19 protein-coding genes are annotated in these 19,610 nt (G+C 75.6%); 11 read left to right on the top strand and 8 right to left on the bottom strand.

Going from position 1 to position 19,610, the window contains the following annotated elements:
• The 3 genes from KBX37_RS27865 to KBX37_RS27855 form a co-directional block, all read left to right on the top strand.
• Positions 1 to 1,164 (top strand): cytochrome P450 (locus KBX37_RS27865; protein WP_247659112.1); only part of this gene is annotated, 1,164 nt, incomplete at its 5' end.
• A 621-nt stretch (positions 1,165 to 1,785) separates the two neighbouring features.
• Positions 1,786 to 2,709 carry an ATP-binding cassette domain-containing protein gene (locus tag KBX37_RS27860; protein ID WP_210778864.1) on the top strand — a complete coding sequence of 308 codons (924 nt, stop codon included), beginning with the start codon at positions 1,786 to 1,788 and terminating at the stop codon, positions 2,707 to 2,709.
• Positions 2,706 to 3,506 (top strand): ABC transporter permease subunit, encoded by an 801-nt coding sequence (locus tag KBX37_RS27855; RefSeq protein ID WP_210778862.1) that lies wholly within the window; start codon positions 2,706 to 2,708, stop codon positions 3,504 to 3,506. Before KBX37_RS27860 ends, KBX37_RS27855 begins: the two co-directional genes overlap by 4 nt.
• Before the next feature lie 24 nt (positions 3,507 to 3,530).
• Here the strand turns inward: KBX37_RS27855 and KBX37_RS27850 are convergent, their stop codons facing one another.
• The 4 genes from KBX37_RS27850 to KBX37_RS27835 form a co-directional block, all read right to left on the bottom strand.
• Positions 3,531 to 4,145 (bottom strand): response regulator transcription factor, encoded by a 615-nt coding sequence (locus KBX37_RS27850; protein ID WP_247659119.1) that lies wholly within the window; start codon positions 4,143 to 4,145, stop codon positions 3,531 to 3,533.
• 47 nt (positions 4,146 to 4,192) lie between these two features.
• Positions 4,193 to 5,725, bottom strand: coding sequence for a histidine kinase (locus tag KBX37_RS27845; protein WP_307849232.1), 1,533 nt, complete (start codon positions 5,723 to 5,725; stop codon positions 4,193 to 4,195).
• Between the two features lie 54 nt (positions 5,726 to 5,779).
• Complete coding sequence (gene bioD / locus KBX37_RS27840; protein WP_210778867.1) at positions 5,780 to 6,484, bottom strand: dethiobiotin synthase; 705 nt, start codon at positions 6,482 to 6,484, stop codon at positions 5,780 to 5,782.
• Between the two features lie 138 nt (positions 6,485 to 6,622).
• Complete coding sequence (locus KBX37_RS27835; protein WP_210778861.1) at positions 6,623 to 7,759, bottom strand: 8-amino-7-oxononanoate synthase; 1,137 nt, start codon at positions 7,757 to 7,759, stop codon at positions 6,623 to 6,625.
• A gap of 212 nt (positions 7,760 to 7,971) precedes the next feature.
• On the opposite strand from KBX37_RS27835, the gene bioB reads away from it, so the two are divergent.
• The 4 genes from bioB to KBX37_RS27815 all read left to right on the top strand — a co-directional run bounded on the left by bioB (position 7,972) and on the right by KBX37_RS27815 (position 11,062).
• A complete protein-coding gene (gene bioB / locus KBX37_RS27830; RefSeq protein WP_210778859.1) occupies positions 7,972 to 8,967 on the top strand; it encodes a biotin synthase BioB in 996 nt (331 codons plus the stop codon).
• Between the two features lie 7 nt (positions 8,968 to 8,974).
• A complete protein-coding gene (locus KBX37_RS27825) occupies positions 8,975 to 9,178 on the top strand; it encodes a hypothetical protein (RefSeq protein WP_210778858.1) in 204 nt (67 codons plus the stop codon).
• Between the two features lie 4 nt (positions 9,179 to 9,182).
• Complete coding sequence (locus KBX37_RS27820; protein WP_210778857.1) at positions 9,183 to 9,689, top strand: GNAT family N-acetyltransferase; 507 nt, start codon at positions 9,183 to 9,185, stop codon at positions 9,687 to 9,689.
• 143 nt (positions 9,690 to 9,832) lie between these two features.
• Positions 9,833 to 11,062, top strand: a complete 1,230-nt coding sequence (locus tag KBX37_RS27815) for a YbfB/YjiJ family MFS transporter (protein ID WP_210778856.1) — start codon at positions 9,833 to 9,835, stop codon at positions 11,060 to 11,062.
• A gap of 11 nt (positions 11,063 to 11,073) precedes the next feature.
• Here the strand turns inward: KBX37_RS27815 and KBX37_RS27810 are convergent, their stop codons facing one another.
• Entirely contained in the window at positions 11,074 to 12,126 is a 1,053-nt protein-coding gene (locus tag KBX37_RS27810; RefSeq protein ID WP_307849229.1) for a GlxA family transcriptional regulator, read from the bottom strand.
• A 247-nt stretch (positions 12,127 to 12,373) separates the two neighbouring features.
• Here KBX37_RS27810 and KBX37_RS27805 point away from each other — a divergent pair, with 247 nt between their 5' ends.
• The 3 genes from KBX37_RS27805 (at position 12,374) to KBX37_RS27795 (ending at position 15,527) form a co-directional block, all read left to right on the top strand.
• A complete protein-coding gene (locus KBX37_RS27805) occupies positions 12,374 to 13,123 on the top strand; it encodes a hypothetical protein (RefSeq protein WP_210778853.1) in 750 nt (249 codons plus the stop codon).
• 413 nt (positions 13,124 to 13,536) lie between these two features.
• On the top strand, positions 13,537 to 15,102 hold the full coding sequence (locus tag KBX37_RS27800; RefSeq protein ID WP_210778852.1) for an aldehyde dehydrogenase family protein: 1,566 nt from the start codon (positions 13,537 to 13,539) through the stop codon (positions 15,100 to 15,102).
• Between the two features lie 20 nt (positions 15,103 to 15,122).
• Complete coding sequence (locus KBX37_RS27795; RefSeq protein WP_247659111.1) at positions 15,123 to 15,527, top strand: VOC family protein; 405 nt, start codon at positions 15,123 to 15,125, stop codon at positions 15,525 to 15,527.
• Between the two features lie 296 nt (positions 15,528 to 15,823).
• Here the strand turns inward: KBX37_RS27795 and KBX37_RS27790 are convergent, their stop codons facing one another.
• Positions 15,824 to 16,921, bottom strand: a complete 1,098-nt coding sequence (locus KBX37_RS27790) for a GNAT family N-acetyltransferase (protein WP_210778850.1) — start codon at positions 16,919 to 16,921, stop codon at positions 15,824 to 15,826.
• 89 nt (positions 16,922 to 17,010) lie between these two features.
• Entirely contained in the window at positions 17,011 to 17,712 is a 702-nt protein-coding gene (locus KBX37_RS27785; protein WP_210778849.1) for an amino acid-binding protein, read from the bottom strand.
• Positions 17,713 to 17,861: 149 nt separating this feature from the next.
• Between KBX37_RS27785 and KBX37_RS27780 the strand changes: the two genes are divergently transcribed.
• Positions 17,862 to 18,980: a phosphotransferase family protein gene (locus KBX37_RS27780; RefSeq protein ID WP_210778848.1), complete on the top strand. Its 1,119-nt coding sequence runs from the start codon at positions 17,862 to 17,864 to the stop codon at positions 18,978 to 18,980.
• A gap of 279 nt (positions 18,981 to 19,259) precedes the next feature.
• Here the strand turns inward: KBX37_RS27780 and KBX37_RS27775 are convergent.
• Positions 19,260 to 19,610 (bottom strand): LacI family DNA-binding transcriptional regulator (locus tag KBX37_RS27775; protein WP_210778847.1); only part of this gene is annotated, 351 nt, incomplete at its 5' end.

Here is a 19,610-nt window from a genome sequence, read left to right as displayed (position 1 = left end):
GTGCTGTTCCGGGGCTGGGGGGAGTCCGTCGACGAGCGGTGGCCGGACGTGGCCACCGTCGCCGACCACGTCGGCGTGGACCACCTGGTGGTCACCCGGCACGCGCTGGTGCGGCAGGTCCTCGCCGACCCGGACACCTGGCGGCCGGACAACGCCCTGGACGCGGTGACCCCGGTCCCGGTGACCGCGCTGCGGGTGCTCGCCGGGCACCGGTTCCGGTTGCCGCCGACGCTGGCGAACAACTCCACCCCCAGCCACCCGGCGATCCGGAAAATCGTGGCGGAGGCGCTGCACCCGACCCGGGTGGCCGCGCAGCAGCCCTGGCTGACCGGGCTGGTCCGCCAACGGGTGACCGGGCTGGCCGCCGCGCTCGACGCGGGCGAACCGGTCGACCTGTACGCCGAGCTCGCCGCCGATCTGCCGCTGCTGGTGCTGGCCCGGCTCGTCGAGCTGCCGGACGCCCCGGTCGGCGCGGTGAAGGACTTCGCCCGGGCCGCGCTGGAGCTGTTCTGGGCGCCGCTGGACGCCGACCGTCAGCTCGCCCTCGCCGCCGAGGTGGGCCGGTTCCACACCGTGCTGCGTGACTTCGCCGCCACCGGCGGCGGGCTGGCCGCCGCGCTGCGCGCCGACGGGCACTCCCCCGACGTGGTGGTCGGCGCGCTGTTCTTCCTGCTGGTGGCCGGCCAGGAGACCACCTCGCAGTTCCTCACCCTGCTGCTGCACCGGCTCACCGCCGAGCCCGAGGTACGCGCCGGGCTGGGCGCCGGCACGGTGGCGGTCGCCGACGTGGTGGAGGAGGGGCTGCGGCTGGAACCGCCGATCGTGACCTGGCGGCGGGTGGCGGCCGTGGACACCACGCTGGGTGGGACGGCGGTGGCGGCGGGCACCAGCGTGGTGCTCTGGCTGGCCCGCGCGGGACGCGACCCGGAGGTGGTGGCCGCGCCGGACGCGTTCCGGCCGGGGCAGCGCGGGTCGCGCCGGCACCTGGCCTTCGGGGCGGGTGCGCACCGCTGCGTCGGCGCGCAGCTGGCCCGGATGGAGGCGGCGGTGGTGGTGGCCGAGGCGGCCCCGCTGCTTCACGGGGTGACCGTGGTCCGCCCGCCCTGGTGCCCGGACAACCTGACCTTCCGGATGCCGGACGCGTTCGTGGTCCGCCGGCCCTGACCTCCGCGCCCGCCGACCCGGTATTGCGGCCGGCTGACGGGATGCCTGCGCCGGCCCCGGCGGTCGACTCGGGTCCGGTGCCGCACTCATGGCCGGGCCGACGCCACGTCCCACGTCCCTCGGCGCCGGTGTCGCGGCCGGCTGACAGGGTCGGCTCCATCGGCAGCCGGGCGACTCGGGTCCGGTGCCGCGCTCGTGGCCCAGCCCCACACCTCCCCCGCGTCCTATCGACCTGATGTCGCAAACGAATCAGGCTGCCCCGCCCCCGGCCCATGAGTCGTTCGCGACATCAGCTCGACAGCATGAGCACCACGGCCGACGGGACGGCGGACCGGCCCGCGACGGCGACCCACCGGGCGGGCGCACGGCGGACCGGCCCGTGACGGCCACCCACCGGGCGGGCGCACGGCGGGCCGGGAAGGCAGACCGCCCGGCGGCGACGACCCGACCGGGCGACGCACGGCGACCCGACCGGGCGACGCACGGCGACCCGACCGGGCGACGCACGGCGACCCGACCGGGCGACGCACAGCGCGAACGTCGGAGTACCTGACGAAGGTCGGGTCCGGCGGACGCCGATCGGCAGCGGCGGCGCGACCGGTCGGTTCCTACCGTCAACGCATGATCACATTACGTGGGTTGACGAAGCGGTTCGGGGCGGTGACGGCCGTCGACGACCTGACCGTCGACATCGCACCCGGGCGGGTCACCGGGTTCCTCGGCCCCAACGGAGCGGGCAAGTCCACCACCATGCGGATGGTGCTCGGCCTGGACCGGCCCACCGCCGGCCGGGCCCTGGTCGCCGGGCGGGCGTACCGGGAGCTGCACCATCCGCTGCGGGAGGTCGGGGCGCTGCTCGACGCGCGGGCGATCCACCCGGCGCGGGCGGGCCGGGCGCACCTGCTGGCGATGGCCCGCAGCAACGGCATCCCGGCCCGGCGGGTCGACGAGGTGCTCGCCGTGGCCGGCCTGGACGACCGGGCCGCCGCCAAGCCGGGCCGGACCCTGTCGCTCGGCATGGCGCAGCGGCTCGGCATCGCCGCCGCGCTGCTCGGCGACCCGCCGGTGCTGATGTTCGACGAACCCGTCAACGGCCTCGACCCGGACGGGGTGCGCTGGATCAGGCAGCTCACCGCCGGCCTCGCCGCCGAGGGACGGACCGTGCTGCTCTCCAGCCACCTGATGAGCGAGATGGAGCAGACCGCCGCCCACCTGGTGGTGATCGGCAAGGGCCGGCTGATCGCCGACGCGCCCGTCGCGGAGGTGCTCGCCACGGGCGCCACCGCCGCCGTGCGGGTCCGCGGGCCACACCCGGAGGGGCTGGCCGCGCTGGCCGAGCGGCTCACCGCCGAGGGGTACGCGGTCACGGCCGAGGGCCCGCGCGGCCTGGCCGTCACCGGGGCCACCGCCGACCGGGTCGGCGACCTGGCGTACGAGCTCGGCGTGCCGCTGCACGAGCTGACCTCGGTGGCCGTGACGCTGGAACAGGCGTTCCTGCGGTTGACCGGCGACGCGGTCGAGTACGCCGCGGGAGGTGCCCGATGACCGCCCTCTCCCCCACCCGCCCGGCCACCCGGGGCGGTGGTCTCGCCGGCGCGGTGGCCGCCGAGTGGACCCGGCTCTGGTCGGTGCGGGCCACCTGGTGGACCCTGCTGGCCGGGGTGCTGCTGATGGCCGCCACCTCGGCCCAACTGGCCATCTACGCGGCCAACGCCAACACCAACGACGACCCGGCCGACGACCGGGGCGTGGTCACCGTCGGCAGCGTGCTGGCCGGCGCGCTGGAACTCACCCAGTACGCGGTGCTGGCGCTCGGCCTGCTCGCCGTCACCAGCGAGTACGCCACCGGCACCATCCGCACCACCCTCCAGGGCACCCCGTCGCGGGGCCGGATGCTGCTGGCCAAGGCGGTGGTGGCCGGCGCGGTGACGTTCGCCTTCGGGCTGCTGCTCGGCCTGGTCGGGGTGCTCGCGGCCCGGCCCCTGCTCGGTGAGTGGGGGCGGGCGCCGCTGGCCGGAACGCTCGGCGACGTACTGGCGACGGCGACGTACCTGGCGCTGGTGGGGGTGCTGGCCCTGGGTCTGGGGGCGGCGCTGCGCAGCGCGGTGCTGACCCTGACCGTGCTCTTCGCCGTGCTGATGATCGTGCCGCTGTCGTTGCGGGAGCCGGACATCACCCTGCTCACCCGGATCTCCGACGCGTTCCCGGGGGTGGCCGGCGGGCACTTCCTGGCCGGGGACACCGACCCGTACCCGCCGGTGGTGGGTCTGATGCTGCTGGCCGGCTGGGCCGGCGCGGCGCTGGCGGTCGGCCGGGTCGCGCTGCGCCGCCGGGACGCCTGAGCGGCACGGGGCGGGGCGGGCCGGTCAGCCGGCCAGCCCCGCCTCGTACGCGATGATCGCCGCCTGCACCCGGTTGCGCACGTCCAGCCGGGTGAAGATGCTGGTCAGGTAGCCCTTCACGGTGCCCTCGGTGAGAAAGAGCCGGCGGGCGATCTCCGCGTTGGACAGCCCCGCCCCGACCAGGCCGAGCACCTCCCGCTCCCGGTCCGTCAGCCCGGCCGTACGGTCCCGGGCCGCCGGCACCCGGGCCATCCGGTCGCCGTTGAGTTCGATCACCCGGCGGGCCACCCGCGGCGACAGGTACGCCCCGCCCTCGGCGACGGCCCGCACCCCGGCGAGCAGCTCGCGGGGGTCACCGGCCTTGAGCAGGAAGCCACTGGCGCCGTGGCCGAGCGCCCGGGCCACGTACTCGTCCTCGCCGAACGTGGTGAGCATGACGGTGGCCGTCGCCGGCACCAGCCGGCGGATCTCGGCGGCGGCGGCGAGCCCGTCCAGCTTCGGCATCCGGATGTCCAGCAGCGCAACGTGGGGCCGGTGCGCCCGGGTCAGCTCCACCGCGGCCCGGCCGTCGCCGGCCTCGGCGACCACCTCGATGCCGGGGTCGGCGGCGAGGATGGCCCGCACCCCGGCCCGGACCATCGCCTCGTCGTCGGCGAGCAGCACCGTCACCGGCACGTCGTCAGCGGTCACGTGGTGGTCCGTCCCTTGCTGGTCAGGCGGCCGTCGGCGAAGCAGAGCCGCCAGGTCGGCTGGGCGAGCGGGAAGTTGCCGTCGGTGTAGTACTCGCAGCTCACGCCGGCGGTCGCGGCCGGCGCGTCGGGCGGCGGCTCGACCTGGCGGCGGGGCAGCCCGGTCAGCTCGGAGCGGGGCGTGCCGATCCGCATTCCGTCGAAGGCCGGGCCGTCCAGCACCGCGCCGGTGGTGACGACCGGGTAGTAGACCAGCGACAGCAGCAGCGCGACGGCCGGCGGCGCGGCGAGCGCGGCGAGCAGGCTGCGCCGCACCCCGCGCCGGGCGTCGCGCAGCCGCCCGGGCTCCCCGGCCCGTCTTCCGTCGTCGCCGGCCTCGGGGCGCGGGGCGGCGTCGGCCACGGGCAGCCGGGCCGTCACGGCGAAGCCCCCGTCGTCGGTCGGGCCGGCGTCGAGGACGCCGCCGGCCAGCCGGACCCGTTCGCGGAGCGCCAGCAGGCCCGAGCCGTGCGACGGCGGCCCGGGCAGCGGGCCGGCCGGCGGCGGTGCGTTGACGACCCGCACCTCGACCCGGTCGCCGAGGCCGGTGAGGGTGACGGTGACCGGGGCGCCGGGGGCGTACCGGGCGGCGTTGGTCAGCGCCTCGCGGACCACCCGGTGCGCGGCGTGCGCGGTCAGCTCCGGCAGGTCGGCGGCGTCCGGCGGGTGGTGCAGGCGCACCACCATCCCCGCCTCGCGCGCGCCGTCGACCAGGTCGGCGACGCTCTCCCCGGCGGGGCGGGTGCTGGCCGGCACGTCCGCCTCGCGGAGCACCCCGATGATCCGGTGCAGCCGCTCGGTGGCCCCCGCCACGCTGGCCCGCAGCTCGCCGGCCGCCACCCGGTGTCGCGGGTCCAGGTCACCGGCGACCTCCAGGGCGGCGGCGCGGAGTGCGATCAGGCTCAGCTCGTGGCCGAGGGAGTCGTGCATCTCCTGGGCGATCCGGGCCCGTTCCCGCAGCCGGATCCGCTCGGCGGCGCCCCGCTGCTCGCGTTGCACCGCCTCGGCATGGTCCCAGCCGGCCAGCACCAGCGCCTGCTGCTGCCGCCGGTAGCGGCCCACCAGCCAGGGGAACACCCCGGCGCCCAGCAGCACGCAGCTGAGCAGGAACCAGGTCGCCATGCCGGTGTCCAGCAGCACCAGGTGCAGCACCGTGCCACCGGCCGCCACCACGGCGAAGAGCACCCCGGCGGGGGCGGCTCGTTCCCCGCGCCGCCCGGCCAGGTAGCTGAACACCAGCAGGGCGAAGACGAAGTTGCCGTCCACCACCGAGCCGAGCAGCACCAGCAGCACGGCCACCGCCGGCAGCCGCCGGCCCACCACCACCACCGCGGCGAGCAGCAGCACTGAGCCGACCAGCAGGGGTACGACGTACCGCTCGTAGGGCGGGGTCAGCCGGGCGTACGCCACCGGGGCGGCGAGCCCGGCCCAGAGCGCCACGTCGCCGGCCACCCGGCGGTCCACCCGGCGCCAGATCTCGCGTTCGCGCACGTCGGCCAGGCTACCGACGCCCGGCGGAGCCCGGCACCGACGAAGGTCAGGTGGTCAGCTGATGTCCTCGGCCCAGGCGCGCCAGTCGTCCAGCACCCCGTAGAGGGCGGGGGTGAGCCAGCCGGGGGCGGAGCGGCGGAAGACGCCCGGGTCCATCGCCCCGGCGCCGGCCGGCAGCGCGCCGAGCAGGTTGGGCACCAGGTCGGTGAGGTTGGCCCAGTGCACCAGCTGCGGCTCGGCCGGCCAGGCGCCGATCACCACGCCGGCCGGGACCGCACGCCGCTCCAGCGCCTCCAGGGTCAGCGCGGTGTGGTTCAGCGTGCCGAGACCGGCCCGGGCCACCACCACGGCGGGGGCGTCGAGGGAGACCGCGAGGTCCGCGACCGTCCACGGCTCCCCGGAGGGGCGCAACCCCATCGGTACGAGCAGCCCGCCGGCCCCCTCGATGAGCACCAGGTCGTGCTTGTCGACCTCCTCGCGGATGGCGTCGACGGCGGTGTACAGCTCCAGCGGCTCCAGCTCGGCGACCCGGGCCGCGGCGAGCGGGGCGAGCGGGTCCGGGTAGCTGGCCAGGGTCCGCCCGGTCAGCGGGGCGGCCAGCCGGGTCACCGAGTCGACGTCGCCGGGCTCGCCGGTGGCCGTACCCGTCTGGCCGGGCTTGACCACGGCGACCCGCAGGCCGGCGGCCTGCGCGGCGGCCGCGACCGCGGCGGTCACCACCGTCTTGCCCACCTCGGTGTCGGTGCCGGTCACCAGCACCGCGCCCTTCCACGCTTCGCTCACGGGGCCACCTTCGTTCGCGACTGCGGGGCTCGCAGAACCGGCTCACTCCTCGCGCTCACGGGGCCACCTTCGTTCGCGACTGCGGGGCTCGCAGAACCGGCTCACTCCTCGCGCTCACGGGGCACACTCCACGATGACCTCCAGGGCCCGTTCGAACTCCGCCCGCGGTACCCCGGCGGAGATGGTGAGCCGCAGCCGGGAGCGGCTGTCCGGGGTGGAGGGCGGTCGGAAGCAGCCGACCGCGACGCCACGGTCGCGGCAGTCGGCGGCCCAGGTGGTGGCGGCCTCCGGGCCGGGCGCGGTCACCGACACCACGGCCGCGTCGGGGGCGGAGACGGTCAGCCCCGCCGCGCCGAGCCGGCGGACCGCCAGCGCGGCCCGGTCGGCCAGTTCCGCCCGCAGGTCGTCGCCGGCGCGGGCCAGCGTCACGGCGGCCCGCACGCCGGCCGCCACCGCCGGGGGCAGCGCGGTGTCGAAGATGAACGTGCGTCCGGTCTCGACCAGGTGCCGGACGAACTCGGCCGGGCCGGCGACCACCCCGCCCGACCCGCCGAGCGCCTTGGACAGGGTGGCGGTGATCACCACGTCCGGCTGGCCGGCCAGGCCGGCGGCGGCCACCCCGCCGGCGCCGCCCGGGCCGGTGACGCCGAGCGCGTGCGCGTCGTCGACCAGCAGCAGCGCGCCGTGCGCCCGGGCGACGGCGTGCAGCCGGGCCAGCGGGGCGAGGTCGCCGTCGACGGAGAAGACCGACGCGGTCACCCCGACGGCCGGGCGGCCGGGGGCGGCGGCGAGCGCGGCGGCCACCGCCTCGACGTCGGCGTGCGGGGTCACCACCGTCTCGGCGCCGGAGATCCGGCAGCCGTCGATCAGCGAGGCGTGGTTGTGGGCGTCGGAGACGAGCAGCGTACGGGGCTGCACCAGGGCCCGGACCGCGCCGAGGTTGGCCAGGTAACCGGAGGAGAAGACCAGCGCCCGGTCGGTGCCGAGCCACTCGGCGAGGGTGCCCTCCAGCGCGTGGTGGGCGTCGGTGGAGCCGCGCACCAGCCGCGACCCGGTGGCGCCCAGCCCGTACGCGGACAGCGCCCGCGCCGCGGCGGCGGTGACCTCGGGGTGGGTGGCCAAACCGAGGTAGTCGTTGCCGGCGAGGTCGACCACGGCGTCGTCGGCGGCGCGCGGGCGCAGCGTGCGGGTGAGCCCCGCCTTGGCCCGCAGCTCGGCGCGGCGTTCCAGGGCCGCCAGCCAGTCCGCCACCGTCACCGTCTCCCTCCGCCGCGCAGCTCGCCTCCCCCGGCATCCGGCGCGGAGGAGGTCGTCGGCGAGCAACGCGCCGCCGGGCGAAATTACCACCCGCCGGGCCGGCACCGGCGTGGCGCGGGCCGCGGCACCCGGGTGCCGGTGACGCTCGGCGAGCGCTCGACCTCAGCCGTTTCTCCGCCCCGGGGCGGCCTTGTAGGGTACGAGCCATGCCAGAGATCCTCGACCAGGCCCGTACCCAGGTGCTGGAGAACGGCGTCGGCCTCGACGAGGCCGGAGTCCTCGCCGTCCTGAACCTGTCCGACGAGCACCTGCCCGCTGCCCTCCAGCTCGCCCACGAGGTGCGGATGCGCTGGTGCGGCCCGGAGGTCGAGGTCGAGGGCATCGTGTCGCTGAAGACCGGCGGCTGCCCGGAGGACTGCCACTTCTGCTCGCAGTCCGGTCTGTTCACCTCCCCGGTCCGCTCGGTCTGGCTGGACATCCCCTCGCTGGTCGAGGCGGCGAAGCAGACCGCCGCGACCGGGGCGACGGAGTTCTGCATCGTGGCCGCCGTACGCGGCCCGGACGCCCGGCTGATGAAGCAGATGCGCGAGGGTGTCGCCGCCATCAAGGCGGAGGTCGACATCCAGGTCGCCGCGTCGCTCGGCATGCTCAGCCAGGAGCAGGTCGACGAGCTGGTCGACATGGGCGTGCACCGCTACAACCACAACCTGGAGACCTGCCGCTCCTACTTCCCCAACGTGGTCACCACGCACTCGTGGGAGGAGCGCTGGGAGACGCTGCGGATGGTCCGCGAGTCCGGTATGGAGGTCTGCTGCGGCGGCATCCTGGGCCTGGGCGAGACGGTGGAGCAGCGGGCCGAGTTCGCCGCGCAGCTCGCCGAGCTGGACCCGCACGAGGTGCCGCTGAACTTCCTCAACCCCCGCCCCGGCACCCCGCTGGGTGACCGGCCGGTGGTGGAGGGCAAGGACGCGCTGCGGGCCATCGCCGCGTTCCGGCTGGCCATGCCGCGCACCATCCTCCGGTACGCGGGCGGCCGCGAAATCACCCTCGGTGACCTGGGCACCCGGGACGGCCTGCTGGGCGGCATCAACGCGGTGATCGTCGGCAACTACCTGACCACCCTGGGCCGGCCGGCGACCGCCGACCTGCAATTGCTCGACGATCTGAAGATGCCCGTCAAGGCGCTCTCCGCCACCCTGTGAGGTTGACGTGACCGACGTGGTGCAGCCGGCGGTGACCTGGTGCGACCGCTGCGGCGAGGACGCCACGGCCGGTCCGCACGCTTCGTGCGCGGCGGCCCGGGCGCTGGAGCCGCCGCGCTACTGCGCGCGCTGCCGTCGCCGGATGAAGGTGCAGGTGCTGCCGGTCGGCTGGGCGGCGACCTGCGTGGAGCACGGCGAGCTTCGGGGCTGAGGCGATGCTGCGGGGTCGGAGCGTGATCCTGCGACCGGTGACGGACGCGGACGTGCCCGCCCTCGCGGCGATCCGGGCCACCGCCGAGGTGCGCCGGTGGTGGCGCGGCGGCGACGACCTGGCCGCGGCGGTCCGCGCCGAGCTGGCCGACGACGACCTGATCGCGTACGCCGTCGAGCACGACGCGCGGGTGGTCGGCCTGGTCCAGTACTACGCCGAGCCGGACCCGGACTACCGGCACGCCGCGTTGGACATCTACCTGGACCCGGCGGTGCACGGCTCGGGGCTGGGCGGGGACGCGATCCGCACCCTGGCCCGGCACCTGGTCGCCGCGCACGGCCATCACCGGCTCACCATCGACCCGGCGGCGGCGAACACCGCCGCGATCCGGGCGTACGCGAAGGTCGGTTTCCGGCCGGTCGGCATCATGCGCCGGTACGAGCGCGGCGAGGACGGCACCTGGCACGACGCGCTGCTGATGGAGCTGCTCGCCGACGAACTGGCCGACTGAGCCACCTTCCGGTCACCAGGGCCGCGACCCGGCATGTCCCGATCCGAGGGTCGGCTGTCCGCAACGCCGGCCATCGGCCACCCACCCCACCCGGTTCCACCTGATCAGCGGGTCGACGAGAGCCCGCCGACCAAGGAGGAACCATGTCCCGATCCCCGCGCTGGCGGGACCCGCTGACCGCGCTCGGCCTGGCCGCCGGGCCGGTCGTCGCGCTCGGCTTCACCCGCTTCGCGTACGCGCTGCTGCTGCCGGCCATGCGCGACGACCTGCACTGGACGTACGCCCAGGCCGGCGGCCTGAACACGGCGAACGCCGCGGGTTACGTCATCGGCGCCGGCACGGCGGTGTTCTGGGCCCGCCGGTTCGGCGACCGCGCCGCCTTCGTCGGCACCCTGGCGGTGGGCGCGCTGGCCCTGCTGCTCACCGCGACCACCGCCGACTATTCGATGTTGAACCTGCTGCGCTTCGTGGGCGGTTTGGCCACTGCGGTCGCCTTCGTCCTCGGCTCGGCGCTGGCCGCCCGGGTCGCCACCGGCGACGGGCAGCGCCGGGGCGCGCTGATGGTCGGGATCTACATGGCCGGGGTGGGCGTCGGCGTGGCGCTCTCGGGGCTGCTGGTGCCGGCGGCGCTGACCATGGCCGGAGACGCCGGGTGGCGGTCCGGCTGGCTGCTGCTGGGCGTGGTCGCGGTGCTGGCGGTCGGCCCGGCGGTGTTCGCGGTGCGGCGGGTCGCGCCGGTGACCGGGATCACCCGGGCCGGGCTGCCCCGCGCGGACCTGGCTCGGCTCGCCCCGACGTTCGGCTGGTACGTGCTCTTCGGCGCCGGCTACGTGAGTTACCTGACCTTCGTGATCGCGCTGCTGCGCGACCGGGGCCTCGGCACCCCCGGCGTCGCCGCGTTCTTCGTGGTGCTGGGTCTCGCCTCGGCGGTCGCCACCCTCACCGTGTGGGGGCGGGTGGTCGGCCGGCTGGCGGGCGGCCGGGCCCCGGCGCTGGTCTCCCTGCTGGTGCTGCTCGGCGTGCTGCCGGTGCTGCTGCTGCCGGCCGGGCTGCCCGCGGCGGTGGTGTCGGCGGTGATCTTCGGCAGCTCCTTCATGGCCGGTCCGACGGCGGCCACGGTGCTCGCCCGCCGGGCCCTGCCGGCGAGCGGCTGGACCGCCGGCATCGCCCTGCTGACGGTGGCCTTCTCGGTGGGCCAGGCGGTCGGCCCGCTGCTGTCGGGCCTGCTCGCCGACTCCGGCGGGGTGGAGGTCGGGCTCTGGCTGTCGGTCGGGCTGCTCGCCGCCGCCGGGCTGGTCGCGTTGCGCCAGCGCGACCCCGCCCCGGCTGCCGCGCCGGGCACCGCCGAGCCGGCGCTGGCCGCCCGGCGCTGATCGGGGGGCGGTCAGGCAGGGGCCGTCCCCGGCGCGTCGGCGTCGGGGGCGGCCCGCCCACCGGCCGCGTCGGACGGTGACCGCTGCTCGTCGATCCCGGTGGTGCGGAAGCGGGACCGGTAGGCGCCCGGGGTGATGCCCAGCTCCCGCAGGAAGGTCCGGCGCATCGTCTCCGGCGAGCCGAAGCCGACCCGGCGGGCCACCACGTCGAGGGTGTCGTCGCCGCGCTCCAGCAGCCCCTGGGCCGCCTCCACCCGGACCCGGTCGAGGTACCCGGCCGGCGTGGTGCCCAGCTCGGTGCGGAACAACCGGCCCAGGTGACGCGGGCTGACCCCGGCCAGAGCCGCCAGCCCCGGCAGGTCGTACGGCTGCGCCGGGTCGGCGGCGATGGTGTCCAGCACCCGCCGCAGCAGGTCGTGCCGGGTGCTCGGGGTGGCGGCCCGGACGCTGAACTGGGACTGGCCGCCGGGGCGCTGCATGAAGACGACGAGCTGCCGGGCGACCGTGCGTGCCGTCTCCGGGCCGAGGTCCGCCTCGACCAGGGCGAGGGTCAGGTCGATGCCGGCGGTGATGCCGGCCGAGGTGATCACCCGCCCGTCGGCGATGAAGATCGGGTCGGCGTCGACGGTGACCGCCGGGAAGTGCGCGGCGAGCTGGTCGGCCAGGTCCCAGTGGGTGGTCACCCGGCGGCCGTCGAGGAGCCCGGCCGCGGCGAGGGTGAACGCCCCCGCGCAGACCGACGCGGTGCGCGACGAGCCGGCGGCTAGCCGGCGGACCTGGTCGAGCAGGGGACGGTCGGCGGCCGTGGCCTGCCAGTCCGGCGCACCGGGCACCACCAGCGTGCCGATCGGCCCGGTCACCTCCGGCAGCGCCACGTCGGCGCCGAGCCGGACCCCGGCGCTGCTCACCACGTCCCGGCCGTCGGGAGAGGCGAGCACCAGCCGGTACGTCCCGCCGTGCTCGTTGGCGACGGTGAAGACCTCCAGCGGCCCGGTGACGTCGAGCAGCCGTACCCCGTCGTAGACGACGAAGAGCACGGTGTCACTGCGTTCCGCGGCCGGCACCCCGTCGAGCCTAGCCAGCCGGCCCGCCCGGCGGACCCGTTCACCCGGAGCCGCCGGCGGTGGCGGGCGGAGCGTCCACAGTCCCGTCTGCGTTACATCGACACGCCGCCAACAGGCCACCAATCTGTCGGATTCCCGGATCCGATCCGCCACGTCGTCCCAGCTCAGGCCGATCGCCCGATGTCGCACCTCGAGGCCGTGCGTGGGATCATGTGCCGTCCCCTCTATCGATCCCGGAGGAATACTCATGCCCCAGCGTCGGTACGTGGCGCGCGCGGCTCTTGCCGCGACTGCCGCCACGGCCTGCCTCGCCTTCGCCACCCCGGCCTGGGCGAGCGCCGCTCTTCAGGCGGCCCCCGGCGGCCACAACCCGAGCGGTGACAACGGCACGGTCAAGATCGACGGTGCTCCGTTCAGCGACAAGGTCGACAACCAGCCGCACGTCACCTGCGACTTCGAGCTGGAGTTCTTCAACTTCGACGAGGGTCAGCGGGCGGACATCACGCTGTGGTCGCAGCCGCCGTCCAGCGCGCCGAAAGACAAGGTCGTCTGGTCGGTCAAGGACCGCCTGATCAGCAACGACGCGGCCTCCGGCGCGGAGAACGACCACGACGAGGTCATCAGGATCTCCGCCGACGACCTCGACCTGGCCGGCCTGAAGACCAACGCGAACCAGGGCTACCACATCAAGCTCGACGTCGACCTGACCGACGGCAAGTCCTCGGACGCCAAGCACAAGGTGTTCTGGCTCCAGCCGTGCACCTCCTCGCCGTCGCCGACCCCCTCGTCGCCGATGCCGACGTCCCCGACCAACCCCGGCACCCCGACCAGCCCGGGCGCGCCCGGTGGCGGTGGCGGTGCCGGCGACGACGGCAGCCTGCCGATCACCGGCGTGGCGGCGACCGGCACGGCGCTGACCGGCCTCGTCCTGATCGGCGGCGGTGTGGCGCTGACCATGCTGCGGCGCCGGCGCGACCGGATCACCTTCACCAGCTGATTTTTCCACAGGGGACAGCACCGGCCGTCGGACACCCGTCCGGCGGCCGGTTCCGTGTTCCGGGCGTCCTGTCGCGCGCCGGGCGGGCCGTACGCGGCCGGCCCCGGGGCCATGCCCCGACACGTCGACCGGGCGATCACGCACCGGCAGGTTGAACCGTCCGTCAAGCTCGAACGTACTCACGGGTAACCTCGATCACATCATTCATCGGCATGGATGATCGGAGCGCTTATTACCTGCTCACAACCCCGGTCGGTCCGCTGTGAAGCGCCTGAAGGCCGGCCTGGGGCCGGACCTCGCGTCCTGACATACGAACGTACTGTTGCCGCCCCGCCAAGCCGCGCGGGACAGTACGCGACACCAGCGGTGCCATCGAAGACGCCGCTCCGCCGGTCGACCCTGAGGAGAATCCGATGGCTCTACGACTCGCCGACGGCACCGCCTGGTCGGACACCCTCGCCCGCGCCGTGGCCGCCACGCCGGAGGCCTTCGGGCCCGAGGTCGACGGCGTCACCACCCTGCACAACCTGGTCTCCGGGCAGTGGCAGGCGGTCGGCACGCCGAGCGCGGTGCGCACGCCGGTCGACAACACCGTGCTGGTCAACCTGCCCCGGTTGGACGCCGACTCCGCGCGCGCCGCGGTCGCCCACGCCGCCACCGCGCACCGCGACTGGGCGGCCACCCCGCTCGCCGAGCGCAAGGCGCGGGTCGGCGAGGCGCTGGACGCCCTCACCGCGCACCGCGACCTGCTGGCCATGCTGCTGGTCTGGGAGATCGGCAAGCCGTGGCGGCTCGCCTGCGCCGACGTCGACCGCGCGCTGGACGGCGTCCGCTGGTACGTCGAGGAGATCGACCGGATGCTGGCCGGCGGCCGTGAGCCGCTGCCCGGCCCGGTCAGCAACATCGCCTCGTGGAACTACCCGATGAGCGTGCTGGTCCACGCGGAACTGGTGCAGCTGCTCGCCGGCAACGCGGTCATCGCCAAGACCCCGTCGCAGGGCGGCGCGGTCTGCCTGACCGTGGCGCACGCCCTGCTGCGCCGCGCCGGGCTCCCCGCCACCCTGCTCTCCGGCAGCGGCGAGGAGCTCTCCGAGGTGCTCGTCCGGGCGCCCGAGATCGGCGCGGTCGCGTTCGTCGGCGGGCGGTCCAACGGCGGCAAGGTGGCCGCCGCGCTGCTCGACACCGACAAGCGGCACTTCATCGAGCAGGAGGGGCTCAACGCCTGGGGCGTCTGGAACTTCTCCCAGTGGGACCTGCTCGCCGCGCACCTGAAGAAGGGCTTCGAGTACGGCAAGCAGCGCTGCACCGCGTACCCCCGGTTCGTGGTCCAGCGTGACCTCGTCGACGAGTTCCTCGACATGTACCTGCCAGTGGTCCGCTCCGTCCGGTTCGGACACCCGCTCGCGGTGGACGAGACCTGGCAGGCCGGCGACCCGCTGCCCGAGCTGGACTTCGGCCCGCTGATCAGCGGCGCCAAGGCCGACGAGCTGCGCCGCAAGGTCGACGAGGCGGTACGCGGCGGCGCCGTGCCGCTGCACCGCGGCAAGCTCGACGGCGCGCCCTTCCTCGACGGGCAGGACACCTCGGCGTACGTGGCGCCGGCGGTGCTGCTCGCCCCGCCCGGCCGGTCCCGGCTGATGCACGCCGAGCCCTTCGGCCCGGTCGACACCATCGTCGTGGTGGACACCACCGACGAGCTGCTGGCCGCCATGAACGCCTCCAACGGCGCGCTGGTGGCCTCGCTGGCCTGCGACGACGAGGAGCTGGCCGGCAAGCTCGCGGTGGACCTCCAGGCGTTCAAGGTGGGCATCAACAAGCCGCGTTCCCGGGGCGACCGGGAGGAGCCGTTCGGCGGCCGGGGCGCCTCCTGGAAGGGCGCCTTCGTCGGCGGCGACCTGCTGGTGCAGGCGGTCACCCAGGGCGGCGACGGCCGGCTCTACGGCAACTTCCCGGACTACAGCAGCTACCCGGCCACCTGAGGCGGGGCTAGCCTCGGTCGATGGCACGGATCGAGCAGATCTCGCTGGGCGTGACCGACGACCGCCGCGCCGGCCGGTTCTGGGCCGCGGCCCTGGGATACGTGCGTCGACCGCCGCGCCACGACGGCGACGACTGGATCGTGGTCGAGCCGCCACCCGGGGTCCCCGGCGCGGCGATCGCGATGGACGTCAGCGACAGCCCGGTGGCCGAGTTCCCCCGCGTCCACCTCGACCTGGACGCGGGGGACCGCGACCTCGACGACGAGGTGGCGCGGCTGGTCGCGCTCGGCGCGCAACGGGTCGACTGGCGGCACTACCCGGCCGAGCCGGAACCGGGCCAACTGCCCTACGTCGTGCTCGCCGACACCGAGGCGAACCGGTTCTGCGTCTCGGGTCACCGCCGGGCCGGGTTCTTCTTCGGCTGATCCGGACGGCGTTCCGCCGCGGCTCACCGGGGCCGGTTGCTCCGCGGCTCGCCGGGGCGGCCTTCCTGTACGGCCCGCCGTGACGGCGTTCCCGGGTCGCCGTGGCGGGGCCGCCGCCGACCGCCGGACATGGGCAGGGCCCCCGCACCGGGGGCCCTGCCGATTCACCGTCCTCCGCACCGGAGGTCGGCCCGGTGGCGCCGGGCGACGTGGGTACGCCACCCGGCGCCGGTGAGGGTCGCCCCGCGCCGCCGCCGGGTGCTGGTACCCGGGCCGGCGCGGCCACGACCGGTGTCTCAGCCCGCCCGGTCTCGCCGGGTGGTCGCGTCCGCCTGCCGGGGCAGGGCACGCCGCGCCGGCCCCGCGGGGCGGGCGGCCAGCGGCACCGTCACGGTGAGCAGCGCACCGTCCCGCTCGATCGGCGTCGGCCGCCCGAGCCGGCGTACGGTGCGCAGCATCGGGGTGTTCTCCGCCTGGATGTGCAGCACCACGGCCGCGTACCCGGACCGGCCGGCCTGCCCGAGCAGCCGGCGCAGCAGCGCCGACCCGAGGCCACGGTGCTGCCAGTCGTCGCGCACCAGCAGGGCAACCTCGGCCTCGTCGCCCTCGCCGAGCAGGTTGGCCATCGCGACCACCGATTCCCCCGCACCGGAGCCGGTCGTCGCCACCAGCGTGGTCCCCCGCCTCGGCTCCAGCAGCCGGCGCATCCGGCTGGGCGACGGCAACGCGCCCCCGCCGAGATAGCGACGCTGGCGGCTGCGCGCCGAGCACGCCTGGGGCAGGTCCACCACGCCGGCCAGGTCGTCGACGGTGGCCGGGCGGACCACCAGCTCCCCGCCGTCGGGCAACACCAGGGTCACCCGGTCGGCCGCCCGGCGGGCCGCGGTGGCCGCCAGCTCGACCAGCGCCTGCGCCCGGGCGTACTCCGCCGGGGTGAAGCTGGGCGCCCGCCGGCGCAGCTCGTACGCCCCGCCGCACGGGTCGGCCACCAGCATGCTCGCCGCGCCGACACCGCCGTGCGGGACGGCCGGCGCCGGTCGCCAGGTCACCTCGTCCGCGCCGAGCAAGGCACGCAGCATCTCCCCGGTCGCGTCCGGGTCGCGGACCAGCCGGGTGGCCAGCCCGAGCACCCGGGTCGGCTGGTCCACCAGGCCCCGCGCCTCGCTGCGTGCCACCCAGCAGTCCCGTCCCCGACCCCGTTCCACGGCGGCCACCAGCTCCGCCTCGCCCACCACGTCCGGCGCGTCGACGAGGAAATCGTCGACCGCCCCGGCCTCGGTCGTGTGCACCTGCACGGTGAGGATGTTGACCCCCCGCAACGCGAGACTCGCCGTGAGCACCGACAGGTAGCCCGGCCGGTCGTCCACGGTGGCTCGAATCCGCCACAGCACCATGTCTGCTCCCTTCCCCACCTACGAGACTGCCGGAGGGCTGTTGCCACGCCGTTGCCCGGCGGTGACACCCCGGGAACCGTTGCGCGTGATCAGGTGACGGTGGTCACCGAGGGCGCCCCGACCAGGTCGAGCCGGTCGCCGAGGATCACCGCGCTGGCCCGGACCAGCTGGGCCAGCCGGTCCACCTCGGTGGAGTGGAAGGCGGCCGCGGTGAGCGGCTCGGTGTGCTCGCGCGCGACCACCAGCACCAGGCCGTTGCGGCCGAACGGCGCGATCGCGTAGTGGCTGCCGTCGGCGCCGGTCAGCGCCCGCGCCCGCAGTGGGGTCACCTCGGGCAGCAGCGGCGGCTGGGGCGCCCGCCAGCTCGCGTGCCCCACCGTCGCCGTCCCTCCGCCGGCCCGGGAGGCCCAGTCCATCGGGACGACCGCGGCCACCGCCCAGTCGGCGGCGAGCAGCCCGGGCACCGCGTCGACCAGGATGGCCACCCCGTCGGCGGGGTTCGCGGCGACCTGGGCCAGCAGCTCGGCGTCCTGGCCGGTGGTGGTCGGCGCGCCGATCGCCCGCCAGACCCCGTCCACCCGTACCCCCGAGATGGCGGCCAGACCCGCCATCAACCGCTCCACCCGGGCGACGCCCGGCCAGACCACGGTGAAGTCGTCCACCGCCCGCCCGCCGAGCCGTTCCAGGACGACCACCTGGACGATGTCGGCGCCGGAGACGCCGAGCGTCCGGGCCACCTGGCCGAGCGTGCCGGGACGGTCCGGCAGGGTCACCCGAACTCTCAGCAACATGTCTGTCCCTCCGCTCGGCGGGCCGACCGTGGCGGCCGGCAGGCTGGGCACCAGCCTGCGGGTTGACCATTTCGTCCCTGTTGCAGCGGCATGTCCCGGGGGGAAATCCCCGGCTTGACAAGAAAGCTGAGCTGCCATCAACTATTCGGATGACCGATCCGGCCGTCGACGCGCTCCGGCCGGGAAGTTCTCCGGCCGCCTCCGACACCGCGCCCACCGCCGCCGTGCGGAACGGGTCCCCCCGGGGGCTTGACCTCGACCGGCTCGCCGGCTACCTGGCCACCCACCGGCCCGAGCTGGCCGAGGCGCCGCTGTCGGCCACCCTGATCGCCGGGGGCAAGTCGAACCTGACCTACCTGCTGCGCGTCGGCGAGCGGGAGCTGGTGCTGCGCCGACCCCCGCTGGGGCACGTGCTGGCCACCGCACACGACATGGCCCGCGAGTTCCGGGTGATCTCCGCCCTCGCGCCCACCGACGTGCCGGTCCCGGCGGCGCTGCTGCACTGCGCCGACACCGACGTGCTCGGCGCGCCGTTCTACCTGATGGAGCGGGTCCGCGGCGAGGTGTTCCGCAGCCGCGCCCAGACCGACCCGCTCCGCCCCGAGCAGCGGCGCGACCTGGCCCTGGCGATGATGGACACCCTCGCCGTGCTGCACACCGTCGACCCGGCCACGGTCGGGCTGGCCGACTTCGGCCGCCCCGAGGGCTACCTCGGCCGGCAGGTACGCCGCTGGGCCGGCCAGCTCGACCGGTCCCGCAGCCGTCCGCTGCTCGGCATCGACGAGCTGCGCGACCTGCTCGGCGGCACCGTTCCGGAGGGCGCCAACGCCGGGCGGATCGTGCACGGCGACTACCGGCTGGACAACCTCCTCGCCACCGTCGACCCGGTGTCGGTGTGCGCCGTGCTCGACTGGGAGATGGCCACCCTCGGCGACCCGCTGGCCGACCTCGGCCTGCTGCTGACCTACTGGGACGTGCTGGGCGACAGCGACCTCGCCGCCGGCAACCCGGTCGCCGACGGCCTCGGCCCGCGTGCCGGCTTCCCCACCGGCGCCGAGCTGATCGAGCGGTACGCCGGCCGCAGCGACGTCGACGTCGGGCCGCTGCACTGGCACGTCGCGCTCGGCTGCTTCAAGCTCGCGGTGATCTGCGAGGGCATCCACTACCGGCACACCCTCGGGCAGACGCTCGGCCCCGGCTTCGACCGCATCGGCGACATGGTGGCCCCGCTGGTAGCGCACGGCCTACGCGCAGCCCGGGAGCGGTGACGACGGCGGGTTCGCCACCCGCCCCGCCGAGCCGCTGGACGCCGGCCCAGGCCGTCAGCTCCGCCGGCGCGACCGCCCCGACGAGGCCCACGGGACATCCCGCACCAAGCGCCAGCTCGGCCACCGGACCCCCGCACTCCCCACCCCGCGCGTCACCCGCGCCCCGCGCCTGCACCTTCAGCGAAAGCGTGGCTATTCACGGCCGAACAGCCACGCTTTCTCGGAAAGTGCGCGCATTTGGGAAGTGCGGCGCGCGGAGGCGCGGAGCGGTGGGGTGGGTCAGGCGGAGGCGCGGTGGATGAGTTGGGTGTCGAGGAGGATGTGGGGGGCGGGGATCTCGTCGCCGCGGATGCGGGCGACCAGCAGCCGCGCCATCTGGCGACCCATCTCCTCGACCGGCTGGAAGACGGTGGTCAGCGGCGGGTCGGCCTGCCGGGCGATCGGGGCGTCGTCGAAGCCGATGACGGCCACGTCCTCGGGCACCCGGCGCCCCGCCTCGCGCAGGGTACGCAGCGCGCCGAACGCCATCAGGTCGGAGGCGACGAAGACCGCGTCCAGGTCGGGGCAGACCTCCAGCCGCCGGCGCATCCCGGCAGCGCCGCAGCCCTCGCTGAAGTCACCGTCCGCGAG

This window comes from Micromonospora sp. U56, assembly GCF_018070095.1.
Classification (GTDB): Bacteria; Actinomycetota; Actinomycetes; order Mycobacteriales; family Micromonosporaceae; genus Micromonospora; species Micromonospora purpureochromogenes.
The sequence above is the reverse complement of the archived record's forward strand: the minus strand, read 5'-3'. Positions and strand labels throughout refer to the sequence as shown.